Raw genomic sequence first — 17,280 nt, forward strand, 5'->3', positions numbered from 1 at the left:
TGGAGGAAGATGAGTCGGATCTCTCTATTATGGAATCAGATTGGCTTCAAAATATTTGTAGCGAGCAGCCTCATCCCGTTCGCTGTCGTCTTCGTATTAGGGTCGATCGCCTACAGCTACTCGATTCAGACCTTAACGAACAATGAGCACGACAAGATCAATGCGCTCGTCAGCCGCACCGATGAGCTCATTAACGATTCCATCCTGCAATGGCGCTACGCCTTCAGCAATATGTCCTATGAGCTGACATCCGACGACTTCTCACCCGATGCGCTGCAGACTTGGGCCGATCAGCAGGTATATCCTCCTCATTCGCAATGGGCAGCATGGTACCTGCTCACTCCGGACGGCATGAAGTACGCGACGCAGCAGAGGCCGGAGGAATGGAGTGCGCATCACCGCAGCGTCTACAATGAGACAGTGGACTCCGCAAGAGATCTAGTGCCCACAGGTCCTTACATGAAGGCTCAGCGCGGGGCGACGATGACGATCTCGACGTCTATCGTGAGCACCACGGGGCGGATCGGCGTGCTTGCCGCTGAGCTGGACTTAGCTCGGCTCGCAGATGAGCTCACGAAGTGGAACCGAGACCCCGACATCTCGATGCTGCTGCTCAACCGAGAGCTGGTCCCGCTCGTTAGCCAGCTGAAGCTGCATCAGCAGGCGTACAATTCATTGCGGCCGGAGCTCAATGAGTGGCTTCGCTCACGCCCAACAGCCTCCGAGACGATTGCAACCGAGGACAGCCGCTATCTCGCTGTCAAGAGCGCGGTCGGCTTCCAGGACTGGACGCTAGTTTACTTTACCGAGGAGCAGCATTTCCTGGCGAAGATCCGTGCGCTGCAGCAGGGAACGCTCCTGTTCACCCTTGTGTTCGCGCTCGTCATGCTGCTGTATTCGTATCAGCTTGCCCGATATATTAATAAGCCGATCCGTATGCTCGTGCGCCAGACGCAGCATATTCAGAGAGGAAATCTTCAGGCAAGAGTGAGACTGCAGCGACGGGATGAATTCCATACGTTGAACGAGGCATTCAATCGTATGCTGGATCGCATTGAAGCATTGATCGAGGAGAAGACACGCATCGAGGTACAGAAGAAGCACTTCCAGCTGAAGGCGCTGCAGTATCAGATTAACCCGCACTTTCTGTTCAATACGCTCAATTCGATCACCTCATTGCTCGATCTGAAGCGAACGGAACAGATTCCGGTCGTCATCACGTCACTCGTTCGGCTGTTCCAGCATACGCTCAACAAGGACAAGGAGTGGACGACCATTGCGCAGGAGCTGGCTGCGCTACAGCAATATGTCGAGCTCCAATCGATACGCTATTCCGGTATATTCCGGGTGCAATATATGATTCCACAGGAGCTGTATCGCTATCGCATTCTCCGAATGACACTCCAGCCGATCGTCGAGAATGCGATCTTCCACGGTATACAGGAGGATCAAGCGGAGCCAGGCCTCATTACCGTCGGCGGCACGCTTCTTGAGGACGGGAGCCTACTGCTCTATGTAGAGGATAACGGCTGCGGCATGCCGCCTGAAGCTGTGGACAAGCTGCTGTCCCCGCAGGACAGCCCGTCACAGGCTTCGGAGCCCCGCAAGCGGCTTAGCGGCTTCAACTCAATCGGTCTGCGGAACGTCCATGAACGACTGCAGCTGCATGACGGAGCGGCGTTCGGTCTGCGCATACGTAGCGAGCTAGGGAAAGGGACTCGAGTAGACATTCGGTATCCCGCTATATTCATCGAGGTCGGAGAGGAGCACACACCATGAGTCATGAGCTGAATATGATTATTGTCGATGATGAGCCGCTGGCTCGGGAGCGACTGATCAGCACCTTCCCCTTCCGCGAGCACGGCTACCAGCTCATCGGTACGGCAGGAGACGGGGAGAAGGCGCTGCGCATCTGCAGCGAGCAGCCTGTGCACATCGTCATTACCGATATCGTCATGCCCCGTATGGACGGGCTGGAGCTGACGCAGAGACTGAAGGAGCTATACCCGCACATTAAGGTCATCCTGTTATCGAACTATCAGGAGTTTGAATTCGCTAGACAGGCTATGCAGTTCGGAGCGATCGGCTATCTCTTGAAGGTCACCTCCGACCATCAGGAGCTGCTGGGCTTGCTGGAGCGAGCGAGGCGTGAGATTATGGCGCAGGAGCATAGACAATCGGAGGAGATTCGGCAACGGCACCATTATCAGCAGCATCTGGGGGTGCTTCGACAACATTTCTTACAGGAGCTGCTGAATGAAGTCCCGTACTCGGAGCAGGCGATTCATGAGAAATTCGACTATATGGGCATGCCGCGCCCTAGTTATGCGCTGTCCGTCCTGCTCATCCGGATCGATCGATACGACTCTCTCGTCTCGATGTTCCCTCCGAAGGATATCGCACTATTGAAATATGCACTGTCCCAGATGGCTGAGGAGCTTGCCCATGCCTACACTCGTGCAAGCGTACTACCCAAGAATGAGCAGGATATCGTACTGCTCTGTCATTGGAGCGAGGAAGCGGTTCAGTCCGAAGCGATGCGCCAAGCGGTGTCTTCCTTGACAACCAGGATCGAGCAGAGTGTGCGCACGTACTTGCCCTTCTCGGTCACGGTAGTTGCGGACAGCAGCTATTCCGTTGTAGCGAAGAATGGCTTCGCAGCGGCCGTCCATCATGCGGTGGAGGCAGCGGAGTCCGTGCTCGCCAGTCACACGATGCCGGACGCCCTGATCACTGAGCCGATTGCCCGTGAGGATATGCAGCGTGCGCTCGATTACATCTCCGAGCACTACAACGAAGCGCTGTCGCTCACTGACGTCTGCGAGCAGATCGGCATCAGCCCCAGCTATTTCAGCCATCTGTTCAAGAAGGTCGTCGGGTTCAACTTCTCGGAATATTTGACCATCTACCGTGTTCAGCAGGCGAAGCTGTTGCTCACCGATACGTCGATGCAGGTTCAGGATATTGCGAGGAGTGTGGGGATTCCGGATTATAAATATTTCTCGAAAATTTTCCGTAAATACGCCCATGTGGCGCCTACTGAATTCCGCAATCGGTCGGAGTAAATGTGGCAATGGCAAAAAGCGGCCCCGGAGCACTCCGGTAGGCCGCTTGTTCAACTCACGCTTCGTATACCTCGTACTCGGCATCCCACCTACCCACTCACCCTCGGCCCGGCCGCCCGAATATTGTCAGCCACGTCTGAGAACTTCTCGAAGTTGCGGCTGAACTGCTGGGCCAGCTCTTGAGCCGCCGCCTCATACGCCTTGGCATCCGGCCACGTATGGCGCGGGACGAGCACTTCATTCGGTACACCCGGGATATAATCGGGTACGAGAACGCCGAAGATCGGGTCGGCTGTCACGGTCACATCCGCCAGAGCTCCAGCCAGCGCAGCCTTCACCATCGCCCGCGTGTAGCTGAGCTTCATACGGCTGCCCGTGCCATAGGGACCACTCGTCCAGCCAGTGTTTACCAGATACACCTGCGCGCGATGCTCATCAAGACGCTGACCGAGCAGCTCCGCATAGACGGTCGGCTGAAGCGGCAGGAACGGCGCTCCGAAGCAGGTCGAGAACGTGGCTACCGGCTGCGTCACCCCGCGCTCAGTGCCAGCGAGCTTCGACGTATAGCCAGACAAGAAGTAGTACATCGCCTGCTCCTTCGTCAGCCTTGCGATCGGGGGCAGCACCCCCGACGCGTCAGCAGTGAGGAAGATAATCGTCTTCGGATGACCGCCTACGCCGGGAATCATCGCGTTCGGAATGAAGTCGATCGGATACGCTGCGCGCGTATTCTCCGTCAACGTCTTGTCAGCATAATCCGGTACGTGCGTCTTGCTATCCAGCACGACGTTCTCGAGCACGGTGCCGAACCGAATCGCCTGCCAGATCTCGGGCTCCTTCTCAGGCGCTAGGTCGGCGCACTTCGCGTAGCAGCCTCCCTCGAAGTTGAATACGCCCTGCGGTGACCAGCCGTGCTCGTCATCCCCGATCAGGCTCCGGTTCGGGTCGGCCGACAGCGTCGTCTTCCCTGTGCCTGACAAGCCGAAGAACAACGCCGTGTCACCATCCGCTCCGATATTCGCCGAGCAGTGCATCGGGAAGACGTCCTGGAACGGTAGCAAATAGTTCAACACGCTGAATATCGATTTCTTCATCTCGCCCGCATATTCCGTGCCGCCGATCAGCACCACCCGCTCCTCGAACGAGATCGCCACGACGACCTCCGAGTTCGTTCCGTCCTCTGCCGGGTCCGCCTTGAAGCCGGGAGCGGATATAACCGTGAACGCAGGCTTGTGCGAGCGGAGTTCCTCCTGCATCGGCTTAATGAACAGCTGCTGCGCGAACAGATTGTGCCACGCATATTCACTCACGACGCGGACCGGCAGCCTATAGGCGGCATCGGCTCCGGCATAGCCGTCGAATACGAACAGCTCCCGCTGCTCCAAATATTGAAGCGCTTTCCGATATAACCGTCCGAATTGCTCCGTCGTCATCGGCTGATTCGTGCTTCCCCATGCGACATGAGATGCTGTTATCGAGTCACGAACGATGTATTTATCCTTAGGAGAGCGTCCGGTATAGGTACCCGTCGTCACTTGAAGCGCACCGGAATCGGTTAAGCTTCCTTCCCGACGATACAAGGCGGCCTCGATCAACTGCGGAACGCTTAGCTGAATAGAAGCACGGTCCGAGCGAATGATGTGATCCAGCGTCAATCCGTTAGCATGCCTCAAGCTCATGGTCATCTCTCCTTGTTCGTGAAATGGTAGTGAAACCAGCCAATTTAATAGTGTGTCTTATTTATAAATAATGTATAACATATAAAGACTCAGCTTTACAATAAATTGATTGATATTGGTCATATAAATCATTGTGATCACGAGAGTTTGCGACATTTCGTGTAATCCAACACCTCTATTATATAAATTTTGTAAATAAAAGTTTTTTACTGTAAATTACTCTATACAATTTATGGGATATAATGGTATAGTTTGTTATAGATCGCTGGCCAGCATCTACCGGAAGCTCATTCCTTTCCGATAAGTTCATTTCCAATTGAGGAGGATTTACCGATGTTCACACGTAAATTTCTAAAATTAACTGGAGTAACACTTATCGCCTCCATGCTTGCTGCATCCTCCGCGCTCGCGATGCCTGCCGAGCAAGATATTCTTGAGCCTGCGAACAACGCCGAATCGACGACGTACCAGATGTCCCAGAACGTGTGGACCTCTTATATTCAATACAGCAGCGACATCGACTTCATCACCTTCGTCTCGCCGAAGACGATGAACCAAGAGATGTGGTTCCTCCCGCCCTACGGCAAAAACTATGCGATCGGCATCTACGAGTACGGCAGTGGCACTCCGCTCGCGTACAAGCAGTCCTACGGCAACTATGTGACGATGAACGCTAATCTCGTTGCTGGCAAAAAGTACACGGTGCTCGTCTTCCCGATTGGCGGAACGTACGATACAGAGACGCCTTACTACATCGGATTCCCATACTTATTCCCGTACTAAGCGAAGCAACCGATTCATCACTGCTTCTAGCACCAACCCAAATAGGCTGCCGGGTCGCTCCGGCAGCCTGTCGTTCATCCGCTAATAAGTCGGACCTTCTTGTACCCTTACACCAATACCGTACGGGAGACGATAACCAGCAGGATGAACAATACCAGGATCGCACCTGTCGACGTCCACATACCTGCACCCGCACCTACTCCAGCACCTACACCTGCACCTGCATATGCCATGAATATCACGCTCCATTATAGATTTGTGAAAGTCACAGCGTCTGCTGCACTTCCTGATATCACTATATGTCGCGCTGTCCGCATCGGTAAGGGCGAATGTCTCGTAAGCGGTATGCTCGTTCATCCTGTCACAGCGTTCAACCTGACACAGCCATTGATGACACGTCCGTCTCAGCAGACTCGAGCAGCCCCATCTCCAGACACGTCTCGATGAGCAGCACCTTCACCCCGGCAGGAAACTGCACATACACCCGGTCCACGGTACGCTTCTCAATCGAGCCGATCCCGAATACGCGATGCTTCACCCGCTTGCCCGGCGCCAGCTCGGCGAGCTCGCGTATCGCATTCGGGTTACGCTGAACAGACTCCTTGCTAAACACTTGCCTCGATTTCAGACTCGTCTGTGACTTCGGCTCTGGATTCATAATACGGCGCACATCCGCGACGAACTCGGACTCCACCGTCTTCTCCCCATCGCGCTGGCTGTACGTGATCAGCTCGAGACACTTCTTCGCACGCGTCATGCCGACATAGAACAGCCGAGTGGCCTCCTCGAGCAGCGCCTTGCTCTCCTTCGCCTTCACATCGTCCTTGGACGGCAGGATGCCGTCGATCAGATCTATCATATACACCTGCTCGAACTCCAGCCCCTTCGCACTATGGAGCGTTGAGAACGTCACCGCGTTCTGCCCCTTACGATGTCTCGCTCCCCGCAGCACAGACTCCAGATATTTCAGCCTCGCGGCAAAATCCTCCATCGTCGCAAGTGAATCCGCAATCTCCTCCAGCGTGTTCAGTATGCCGATCAGGTACTCCTTGCGGAAGCCGAGACGGTCGCACATCTTCTCGATCGCCTTCTCGTAGCCGAGTCGGCTGCGAATCACCTTGATCGCCTGCTGTGGCGGCATCCCCTTCATCTCGCGCAGCGTATCTCGACACTCCTCGATCAGCTTCACCTGGTAATCGTGCAGCTTCACATGCTGCAGCAGGTTGTCGAACACCGACTCATTGTTCTGAATCTGCTTGACCGCCGCCATCTGCTGCTTGCTAATGTAACCGCTCAGCTTCAGATGAATTTTCTCCAGCAGCTCTGTCCGCTTATCCGTGAACGTCATCCGCATGAAGTTCAAGATGTCCTCCACCACCCAGTGGGAGAAAAACCGGTTATCCGCATCCTTCATATAGAAGGGAATGCCCGCGCGATCAAATTCGTTCATCAATCCGATCGACGACGAATTGTTCCGATACAGCACCGCGATCTCCGACAGCCTGCTGCACTTCTGAATCTGCTGCACCACATACTTCGCCTGCAGCTTGTAATCGGCCAAGCTCCGAATCGATATCGGCTCGTGCTTGCCATTCAGCGTGAACATGCTCTTATCGTACCGATCCTGATTGCGCTTGATGAACTGCGCCGCGACGTGTACGATGTCTTGGGTCGAGCGGTAATTCTGCTCCATATAGAGGATCGTCGCCTGCGGGTACACCTGCTTGAACTCGAGCAAGTAGGACGGCTCGGCACCGCGCCAGCTGTAGATCGACTGGTCGTCATCGGCCACGACGCACAGGTTGCCGTGCTGCCGCGCGAGCTTCTCGATGATCGCATGCTGCACGAGCGACGTATCCTGACTCTCGTCGGTCAGCACATAATCGTACCTGCGCTGGTATTTGCGCAGCAGCTCCGGCTGCTCCTCCAACACCGTATGGCCGATCGTCAGCATATCGTCGAAGTCGATGAGCAGGTTCGCAGTTCCCGAACGCTTGTACGCCTCATATTCATCTAGAATGCGCACCGCATGCGGGACGCTGCACGGGACGAGCTCCCAGCGATCGCGTGGCAGCAGTTTATTTTTCACATAGCTGATATAGGTCGTCAGCTCGTCCATCTGATCATCGGTGATGGTATCTCCAGTGATCGAGGCGAACAGCTTACGTAGAATAAGCTTCTTGTGCAAGGGCGGATTCGCATCCCAGTCGATCGTCTCCTGATCCTCGAGGTCCAGCTCCCCCTCAATGATCTGATAGGCCGTCCCCGTCCGGCGGTAATGCTCACGCATCACCTCATACGCCAGACTATGTATCGTCGAGAACTGCACAGGTGGCAGCTGCGGGAAGAAGCGCTCGTATCGCGCCTTCATATCTGAGGCCGCAGCCCGGCTGAACGTCACCGCCTTAATGCGCGAAGGGTGTATTCCCTTCACCTCGATCAAGGCGCCGATGCGCATGATCAGCGTCGTCGTCTTCCCCGAGCCGGGGGAAGCGAGCAGCAGCAGCGGTCCTTCGGTCTGCAGCACCGCCTGCTTCTGCACATCATTAAGGCTAACGCCGAGCTCCTGCTTTTTCCGTTCCAAAAAATGATCCATCTCCATACGGTCAAGCCTCCATACGACCAAAGCTTCTGTCATTATAGCACAGGGCGACCAGTCATTATGCAGGAGGAAAAAAGTAGAAGAGATTGACGCGCCGCTTCTCTCCCTTTCCAAATAACAAATAGAAGGAATATGTCAATTCGTGTCGAAGTATCTACATACGTAATCAAATTTCCGCTTGTCTGGGGCTGATTCGCATATACTACTACATCATCTATGACTTAGTTCCATTTGCCTTCTTAACGTATATGGCGGCCGAGGTGTATGTTCGCGACCCCCGCAACCGTCTGCATTGTATAACAGCTGTCTTGATTGGTCTATTCAGTCTCTTGTTTCTCGGCGGCTTCGTAAGTGATGTATTCCCTGAGCAGGAAGCGATGACAGGAATGAAGCTGCGATTAATTACCGCCTTCGCTATTATGTCGAGCGGCTTTTATTTTTTTTACTTCGTGCGCAAGTCTTATTCCGGTCGTTCATTGTCCCAGCATCTCATCGCGCTCATCCCGCTCGTTGGCATCGTTCCGCTGCTCGTACCTATTCCCATGCTGGAATTGCACCATCCCGGTACCGCTTACCAGCGTGAGCGACCATTCAGCCCGCTCTATGGGTATCTGATCGTCGTGATTATCGCCTATACGCTGTCTTGGTTCCTCTTCCATATTACGCGCGCCTATCGACAGGCGAAGAAGCGGCAATTCAGCAGGCAAGAGCTGCAGCGTCTTAAGCTGATCATGATCGGCAGCATCCTCGTCGGTCCTTGGGTACTGTTGTCCGAACTGCTCATCAAGCCTATGTTCGTCAACAATCCACTATTCCCGTACTCTGTATTCACTTCATATTGCGTCGTCATGTTCGCCTTCTTCCTGCGAGTCGCCATGGTCAATTACGACTTCCTATCTACCGCCTCCAAGCGGTATGAGCTGTTGTTCAGCTCCTCAACCGACGCTATCTTCCTTCTGAATGACAGGCTGGAGCTTGTCGAGATGAACTCGAGCGCGAAGCAGCTGCTGGCATTGACTGGAGATCATGCATGGAAAGGAAAGCCCGTCTTCCATTACGTCACCATTCACGATCAAGAGATCGTGCAACGTATTATGTCGGCGTTATCCAGCACGGAGCCGTTGCATATGCAGGCTCAGCTGGACAATCACAAGGGCGAGACGTACGACATCGAATTCAGCTCCGCTTACATCGATGTAGAGGGACGGACATGGACGTATTTTACCGTTAAGGATCTGAGTGGGCAGAAGGAATATGAACGCAAGCTGTACGAGCTCGCTTATCAGGATTCATTGACAGGTCTTGTCAACCGCAGACGATTGTACGAGGTGCTGGGCGATCAGCTGCAGGCCCATGAGAAGGAACAGACCGCCGGCTTCGCTGTGCTCTTGATCGACCTGGATCAATTCAAGTGGGTCAACGATACGTACGGGCACTCGACTGGCGATGAGCTGCTGCAGCGTGTAGCTGATCGACTGCGGGACACTGCTCCCGAGCATTGTACGCTCGCTCGCATGGGTGGAGACGAATTTCTACTGCTGCTGCCGCACGACGGTCATGAGCAGGCGGCCGAGCAGCTGGCTGCCCGACTTGTATCCGCCTTGAATAAGCCCATGTCGCTTAAGCAGACGAAGGCGCAGATCTCGGCCAGCATCGGCATATGCAATGTGCGGCAAGGAGACTCGCTGGAGCTGGAGGATCTGATCCGCTATGCGGATATCGCGATGTACGAAGCGAAGGCGAACGGGAAGAACGGCTATTGCTTGTTCGATGGGCAGCCGATTCGGGAATAGACGTAACGTTATAAAGGATTCCAAAGCGGTACGACCGCAGCGGAGTCCTTTTGGCATTCATTACTGCTGTAAAGCAGCCGTTTTGCAGATGGTAAATATATGGTAAGCTATATATAAACATACTGGATTCGGAGTTGTATTCCCCATGGACCAGCTGCTATATTTCATTCTTGGAGCATTGGATGTCCTTGCACTCCTGACGCTCGCGCTAAAAGCTTTTCGATTTCCACTGCGCACCTACATCGGCTCACTGGTGGTCATTGCAGTCTGTGCCTCGCTGCTGTCCTACACGAACCGAATGGTGCTTCTGATTCCGGAATGGGACTTACTTGCCCAGCTTATCCTGTTCATTGTATTATTAAGACTGTTGTTGAAGGTCCATTGGCATGAAGCCGCTACGATTGCGACCGTCGGGACATTGTTTATTTCACTTATAAGCTGTACCGCCTATGCAACCTTAGTAGCTCTGAAGATATTTGATCCATCAATTGCAAACGATAATATAGGTCTAGGCGTCCACCTGATTCAGATCACCTCCGAGGCCGCCTGCTTTCTTACCTGCTACTTCCTCCACCTCAGGAGGTACGGCTTCACATCCATCGTCATTCCGACCACCAACAAGATCGTGATGCATAAGACTTCCGCTCTAGATAGGCTGATCACAGGCGCAGCTGTTATCTCTTCCCTCCTCATCGTGCTCGGCATCAATTGGATCATGGTCAATTTTTATTCCGTCATCATCGTTATTCCATCTATTGCAGCAGCACTGATCATTCTCATCAGAATGTCCTACCAGAAGGAGCTGCAACAGCACTAGCTTGAGCCATTCCATACTGCGATTACTATTTCAAAAAAGACTGAAAGACACTCAGAGCTTCTTCCGAGCATCTTCCAGTCTTTTTCTATATCAAATCCGACTTCTCCAGCAATCGCTTCATGGTCGCCGACATCTTAGCTTTTATAATGCTCGCCACCCTCATCGTATCGATCTACGGCTCAGAGTATGTAGTCTCGTGATCTTGAACACTGCTCATTTGCATGTGCACAGTTTAGTACAGAACTGTTGAATAAAGTCGAATAATAGGTTTTAATGTACATTTTAAGTTCTCATTACCTATATAATCACAACACATACACGAAAAATGTGGTAAACTATTAGATAAAAACGAATTCTGGAGATGCTCGCCTCATGAATCATCTACTTTTCTTCATTCTTGGTGCACTTGATGCTATTGCTGCCTTAACCATCGCGCTTACAGTATTTCGGTTTCCACTTCGCCCGTATTTAGGCCCCATTCTCATTATCGCCGTGTCAGCTTCGCTGCTATCCTGCTTGAACCGATTAGTGCTCCATATCCCACAATGGGACATGCTGTCTCAGATCATCTTATTCATCGTTCTGCTTCGGCTGCTTGTTCGCGTTCGTTGGCATGAATCAGCTGCAATGACAGCGGTCGGCTTCGTGTTCTTAGTACTTGTCGTTAATCTAACCTTCATACTACTTACACCTCTGCAACTGTTTGAGCAGTCTGACATAGTTAGGAGTACAGGAGCAGACATATACTTGTTCCAAGCATTCATCCAGGCCGTCTGCTTTCTTACTAGTTATATTCTGCATAGAGGCCGATACGGGTTCACTTCTATCGTCATTCCGACCAACAATCACGTGATTGCCCAGAAGTCCTCTCCTCTGGATAAGTTGATCACTGGCGCTTCAATTATCTCATCGGTCTTAATTGTTCTCGCCTTCAACTGGGTCTGGCGTCACCATGAATCCATCACGATCGTGATGCCGATCATAGCGGTCGCACTTTTCATTCTCATTCGACTTACGTATCAGAAAGAACTGCAGGAATCCTAATTGCAACTGTTAGTCCAGACCTTTCTCTGGACTCAGTTGTCAAGTCACTTGCAACTGTTAGTCCAGATTTTTCTCTGGACTCAGTTGTCAAGTCAATTGCAACTGTTAGATCAGATGTATCCCCTTCGAGCTCGAAGGGGATTTCGTATCTACATCGAGCATCACTATTGTTATTTAAATATTACACGATATTGCTTTCAGATATTCCAGAAATGCGGCTGCGGAGCTGCGCACCGATCTGGTCATGCCCACAGTTTATCACCCAACCGTCGAAAAGCATCGAATGTCGATTTTTATCAAAAACTTATGATTCTAACTACCTATAAAATCACAGCAGTTCCGCGAAAAATGTGGTACCCTCTTAGTTAGAAACGAATATTGGAGATGCTCACCTTATGAATCAGCTACTTTACCTCATTCTTGGTGCACTTGATATTATTGTTATTTTAACAGTCGCGCTCAAAGTATTTCGGTTTCCACTTCGCCCTTATTTAGGCTCCATTCTCATTATCGCAGGGTCAGCTTCGCTGCTATCCTACTTGAACCGAATAGTGCTCCATATTCAACAATGGGACTTGCCGGCTCAGCATCTTTTAATTATTGTCATGCTTAGGCTTCTAGTTAAAGTTCGTTGGCATGAAGCGGCTGCGATGACAGCGGTCGGCGCGCTGTTCTTAGTACTTGTCGTTAACCTAACCTTCATACTACTTACACCTCTACAACTGTTTGAGCTGTCTACCATAGCTAAGAGTACAGGAGCAGACGCGTACATGCTCCAAGCATTCACCCACGCCGTCTGTTTTCTTACTAGTTATATTCTGCATAGAGGCCGATACGGGTTCACATCCATCGTCATTCCGACCAACAATCGCGTTATTGCCCAGAAGTCCTCTCCTCTGGATAAGTTGATTATTGGCGCTTCAATTATCTCATCGGTCTTAATTGTTCTCGCCTTCAACTGGGTCTGGCGTCACCATGAATCCGTTACGATCGTTGTTCCGATCATAGCGGTCGCACTTTTCATGCTCATTCGACTCACTTATCAGAAAGAACTGCAGGAAGCCTAGTTGCAACTGTCGCAACTGCTTGTCCAGCTAATAATTGCTAGTCCAAAATTATCCCCTTCGAGCTCGAAGGGGATTTTAGTATCAACATCGAATATGTATATATATCGAAGTCGCTAACACGCATCAGGAGAGAACAGGTATAATTCCCAGCCAGCAAGAGGTGTTAATGTATGGCGAAACGGACAATTGGAATTTTGACCCCGCTGATAGAAGGTTTCTACTTTAACGGCATGCTGCAAGGTATATATCAAGCGGCTGCAGAGCTGCGCACCGATCTGATCGTATTCCGTACATGTCACAACAACAACGAAATTGAATACAATCGTTACTTGGCATTCGACCGCATAGATGGCTGGATCATCATATTGAATGCCGTGCAGGAACCCGCTTACAAGAAGCACATTGAACAAACAGGCAAGCCCGTCATATGCACACCGGATGACCTAGGCATACAATCCGCTGTTACGTATACCGTCAGTAACGAACAGGGCGGCTACGAGGCCACGTTACATATGCTTGCGCACGGGCACCGCGACATCGCCTTCGTATATAGCACCAGTAATGAGGAGAGCGTGCTGCGATACCAGGGCTACTTGCGCGCACTCGAGGAGCATGGCATTCCAATCAATCCTAATCTCATTTACCAAACGCCGAACCTATGGGAAAAGCACGGAGAGGCGCTAGCCAGTCAGATGAAGGAACGGGGACTGTGCTTCACTGCTTGTATCGTTAGCTCGGATATGATGGCGATCGGGATTTTGCAATCGTTCAACACATTCGGCATTCGAGTGCCTGAGGATGTAGCGCTATTCAGCTTCGATAACACCGAATATGCCAAGCGGTTCTCGCTCTCCTCCGTTGCGCAGCCATTGTTCTCGAGGGGCCAATGTATGCTGCAGCATCTAGTTAGCCAGATCGAACATCCGGAACCCCCCTCAACCTATACGATAGTCCAGCCGATTCAGCTTGTAACAAGGCGCTCCTGTGGGTGTCAGCCAGAAGAGCCGAGTCCAGATATGGAAACGCTTTACCATGAAAATCTGAAGGTTGTTGAATATTTAACCGATATTGTAAGGCGCAACCAAAACATCGGGCACAATCTGATTCAAGTTAACAATGATACATTGCGCAGTCTGGACTGGCTCACGTACACCACCTATACGTGGGGCTGCGTTGCATTGTGGACTCGTGACGGACGTCTTGTTGTCGATAACGTGTACAGCACGAAGCCGCACCCGATGCTAGTCATCGGGGACGTGTACGAGGAGCTTGCCTTCCCTCCTCCTATGCTGCATGAACTCCTTCAGGATGGGGAAATGATGACCATTCAATCGTTGAAGACGGCGAATCGTGACATTGGCTTCCTTGTGCTGATCGGGGACTTCTTCGATGTGCAGCTGACGCGAAGCCTCGGACCGTTCGTCCACTCCATCACACATCCAATCAACCTGCTCGCCTATGCACTGGAGAGGGAGATGCTGCATGAGGAAGCGCGCGAGCGAGAGAATCGTCTGGAAATTGTGTCCAACACGACCAATGACGGCATATTCGATTGGGATCTGACGACGGGGCGGATGGTGTGGAATAAGCAAATTCATCACATCCTGCAACGTGAGGAGCTCGAGATGGGCGCCGATGAATTCATCGAGCGTGTACACCCCGACGATGTTCCCGCGCTATGTGATGCATTGCAGAATCATTACGAGCACGGCGCGCCGTTCCAGATCGAGTTCCGCATGCTGAAGAACGAGACCGAGCAGATCTGGATTCAAGCGGCGGGCGAGGCGATCAAGGACTCGCACGATACACCTTTTCGCATGATCGGTTCAATCGTCGATATTACAGCCCGCAAGCGAGCAGAGGAGCAAATTCATCGGATGGCGTACACCGATACGCTTACGCAGCTGGCGAACCGCCGCTTCATCTACGAGCGCATCGCCGAGCTGACGATGAAGGAGGAACGCGCTGCCCTCATTATGCTCGACCTGGATCGATTCAAGGTGATCAACGACAGCATGGGGCATCTCGTCGGAGACGAGCTGCTGCGGCAGGTTGCGTCGCTCCTGCAGACGGCGGCGGGACCCTCAGAGATCGTGGCCCGACTGGGCGGCGACGAATTCATCATCGTCTGTACGAGACTCGACAATGCCCAGCACCCGGAGCAGCTGGCAACCCGCATCTTAAGGGCGCTCAATGCGCCGCAGGAGATTAATGGGCATACGGTGTACGCCACTCCGAGCATGGGGATCTGCTTCTACCCGGAGCATGGCAATAACCGTGAGCAGCTCATCCAGAACGCCGATCTGGCAATGTACCAAGCGAAGGAAGCAGGCAAAAACCGATACCGTATCTACCATCCGAGCATGAGCTTGAATTCGATGCAGAAGCTAACTATGGAGAGCTGCTTGCACGGCGCACTCGAGGCTAAGCAATTCGAGCTTCACTACCAGCCGCAAATCGATATGCATACGAATGCCATCGTCGGCATCGAAGCGCTGATCCGGTGGGTGTCGCCCGTGTTCGGACGTGTATCGCCGCTCGATTTCATTCCGCTTGCCGAGGAGACGCGGCTGATCATTCCGATCAGCGAATGGATCGTGCGCCGAGCGTGCGAGGACACGAAGCTGCTGCTGGAGCAAGGCTTCGGGGCGCTCAAGATTTCGGTTAACATATCCGCTCTGCACCTGGCCGAGCCACATTTCGCGGATAGCATCTCAACGATCGTGCAGCAGACCGGGCTAGCGCCAGAGCAGCTGTGCCTCGAGATTACCGAGCGGATAGCGGTCCAGCAGTGGAGCACGTCAGCCGAGCAGCTGAACGCCTTGCGCCAGCTCGGTATCCGCATCGCGCTCGACGACTTCGGCATCGGCAACTCGTCCTTATCGTTCGTCAAGACGCTGCCGCTCGATATGATTAAGATCGATCAGATGTTCGTGCGGGACATCTCGCACAACGAGATTAGCCGCGCCATCTTTACGACGATCCAGAACTTGATTGATGATCTGAAGCTGGATAGCTGTGTCGAAGGAATCGAGACCGACGAGCAGCTCGAGTTCGCGAAGAAGCAGCGCTGCCACATGGCGCAGGGGTATTACATCAGCCGGCCGATGCCTTATGCGGAGCTGGTGGAGTTTTTGCGGGGACGGGGGTAAGGTATGACGAACAGCGACAGTTCTGGACAATGGTACAAGTCCTTGACTGCCGCTGTTTATTGAGCTAACTTCCACATCCACCATGATTTTCAGTGAAATTCCATATTACGAAGATGATCATCAAAAAACAGCTCCTGCATTTACCATATTTGTTCACGTAACTTTCCTTTCCCCATCTTTGATGTAGGAACTCCTGTTTCAAAAATGTTTCAAGTGGTGGGTATATAATAAAGCTAAAGTCCTATTTACAGAGCTGGAAGGGGAATAGTGGGTGCAAACTATTGTAACAATCAACCAATTAGCCATTCTATCAACTATTCAAGAACATCTTGCTATGATTGTTTTTGATACACAAGGGCATGTCATATGGGTAAATGAGAATTTTGCTATTCCTATGGGCTACACAAAGGATGAACTGTTAAGCATGCATCATAGCAAGTTCTGTTTGCCGGAGTTCGCCTCAAGTCAGGCTTATCAAGACCTTTGGGCGGGGTTACGTCAGGGGAAGGCTTTCCAGGACAAGATTGTACGGCTCACAAAAAACGGAAACACTATATCTTTAGAGGCTAGCTACATGCCGGTATATGAAGATGACCGTGTAGAAGCAATCGTCAAAGTAGCAACTGACATTACCGAGCGTGAGCAGCTTCTTCAGCATAGCACCTCGGAGCTTATGGCGATGGTGCAGGAAATGACCGCGAATACAGATGACGTATTGGATTCATCCCAGCGTATAGTGAAGGATATGAATACATTAAACGCTGAATCGGGAAAAGTGAGCGCTCATATTCACAGTGTTCAGTCTATAATCTCTGTAGTAAAAGACATCGCTTCCCAATCCCACTTACTCGGACTTAATGCAGCAATCGAAGCTGCAAGAGCTGGTGAGCATGGTCGAGGCTTCGAGGTTGTTGCAGTTGAAGTTAGAAAAATGGCAGACTCCAGTAAACAATCAGCAGAGGAGATGTCTGCTCAATTAAATGAAGTAACCCATTCTGTTATTTCGATGACAAAACGTATAGACGATGTAACGAAGAAGATTTCGGTGAACTCACAAGCGATTAGTGAGCTGAAGAAAGCCTACGATCATATCGCAGTTACGACGGATCACTTAGCTTCCAATATTTGATTTGAAAGTAAAGCTGATTTCGAATAAGCAGAGAAATAGGCTGGAGCAATGGTTGGGCAAGCGTCAACCAGGTTCCAGCCTTTGTATAGTTTGAGAATGACTACAATTGGAACTATCGAGGCCCCAATTACCATGCAGAAAAGTGTTTC

At 51.8% G+C, this 17,280-nt stretch carries 12 protein-coding genes; 9 read left to right on the forward strand and 3 right to left on the reverse strand.

What is annotated here, in order from left to right:
- The first annotated feature begins 9 nt into the window (after window positions 1-9).
- Both PAE68_RS18765 and PAE68_RS18770 read left to right on the forward strand, forming a co-directional pair.
- On the forward strand, window positions 10-1,779 hold the full coding sequence (locus PAE68_RS18765) for a sensor histidine kinase (protein WP_281889517.1): 1,770 nt from the start codon (window positions 10-12) through the stop codon (window positions 1,777-1,779).
- A complete protein-coding gene (locus PAE68_RS18770; protein WP_281889519.1) occupies window positions 1,776-3,065 on the forward strand; it encodes a response regulator transcription factor in 1,290 nt (429 codons plus the stop codon). The genes PAE68_RS18765 and PAE68_RS18770 overlap by 4 nt, the downstream gene beginning before the upstream one ends.
- A gap of 89 nt (window positions 3,066-3,154) precedes the next feature.
- Here the strand turns inward: PAE68_RS18770 and pckA are convergent, their stop codons facing one another.
- Window positions 3,155-4,744, reverse strand: coding sequence for a phosphoenolpyruvate carboxykinase (ATP) (gene pckA / locus PAE68_RS18775; RefSeq protein ID WP_281889521.1), 1,590 nt, complete (start codon window positions 4,742-4,744; stop codon window positions 3,155-3,157).
- A 333-nt stretch (window positions 4,745-5,077) separates the two neighbouring features.
- Here pckA and PAE68_RS18780 point away from each other — a divergent pair, with 333 nt between their 5' ends.
- Complete coding sequence (locus tag PAE68_RS18780; protein ID WP_281889523.1) at window positions 5,078-5,527, forward strand: hypothetical protein; 450 nt, start codon at window positions 5,078-5,080, stop codon at window positions 5,525-5,527.
- Window positions 5,528-5,634: 107 nt separating this feature from the next.
- On the opposite strand, the gene PAE68_RS18785 is transcribed toward PAE68_RS18780, so the two are convergent.
- Both PAE68_RS18785 and PAE68_RS18790 read right to left on the reverse strand, forming a co-directional pair.
- Window positions 5,635-5,760 carry a sporulation protein YjcZ gene (locus PAE68_RS18785; protein WP_281889525.1) on the reverse strand — a complete coding sequence of 42 codons (126 nt, stop codon included), beginning with the start codon at window positions 5,758-5,760 and terminating at the stop codon, window positions 5,635-5,637.
- Window positions 5,761-5,897: 137 nt separating this feature from the next.
- Window positions 5,898-8,123 (reverse strand): ATP-dependent helicase, encoded by a 2,226-nt coding sequence (locus tag PAE68_RS18790; RefSeq protein WP_397379520.1) that lies wholly within the window; start codon window positions 8,121-8,123, stop codon window positions 5,898-5,900.
- A gap of 392 nt (window positions 8,124-8,515) precedes the next feature.
- Here PAE68_RS18790 and PAE68_RS18795 point away from each other — a divergent pair, with 392 nt between their 5' ends.
- From PAE68_RS18795 to PAE68_RS18820, 6 genes are all read left to right on the forward strand, one after another.
- On the forward strand, window positions 8,516-9,922 hold the full coding sequence (locus PAE68_RS18795) for a sensor domain-containing diguanylate cyclase (RefSeq protein WP_281889531.1): 1,407 nt from the start codon (window positions 8,516-8,518) through the stop codon (window positions 9,920-9,922).
- 145 nt (window positions 9,923-10,067) lie between these two features.
- Entirely contained in the window at window positions 10,068-10,739 is a 672-nt protein-coding gene (locus PAE68_RS18800; RefSeq protein ID WP_281889532.1) for a hypothetical protein, read from the forward strand.
- Window positions 10,740-11,111: 372 nt separating this feature from the next.
- Window positions 11,112-11,783 (forward strand): hypothetical protein, encoded by a 672-nt coding sequence (locus PAE68_RS18805; protein WP_281889534.1) that lies wholly within the window; start codon window positions 11,112-11,114, stop codon window positions 11,781-11,783.
- Window positions 11,784-12,178: 395 nt separating this feature from the next.
- Entirely contained in the window at window positions 12,179-12,850 is a 672-nt protein-coding gene (locus tag PAE68_RS18810; protein WP_281889536.1) for a hypothetical protein, read from the forward strand.
- A gap of 170 nt (window positions 12,851-13,020) precedes the next feature.
- Entirely contained in the window at window positions 13,021-16,002 is a 2,982-nt protein-coding gene (locus PAE68_RS18815) for an EAL domain-containing protein (protein WP_281889537.1), read from the forward strand.
- A 271-nt stretch (window positions 16,003-16,273) separates the two neighbouring features.
- A complete protein-coding gene (locus PAE68_RS18820; RefSeq protein WP_281889539.1) occupies window positions 16,274-17,131 on the forward strand; it encodes a methyl-accepting chemotaxis protein in 858 nt (285 codons plus the stop codon).
- The last annotated feature ends 149 nt before the right edge of the window (window positions 17,132-17,280 follow it).

This window comes from Paenibacillus sp. YYML68, assembly GCF_027923405.1.
In the GTDB taxonomy this organism is placed as follows: Bacteria; Bacillota; Bacilli; order Paenibacillales; family NBRC-103111; genus Paenibacillus_G.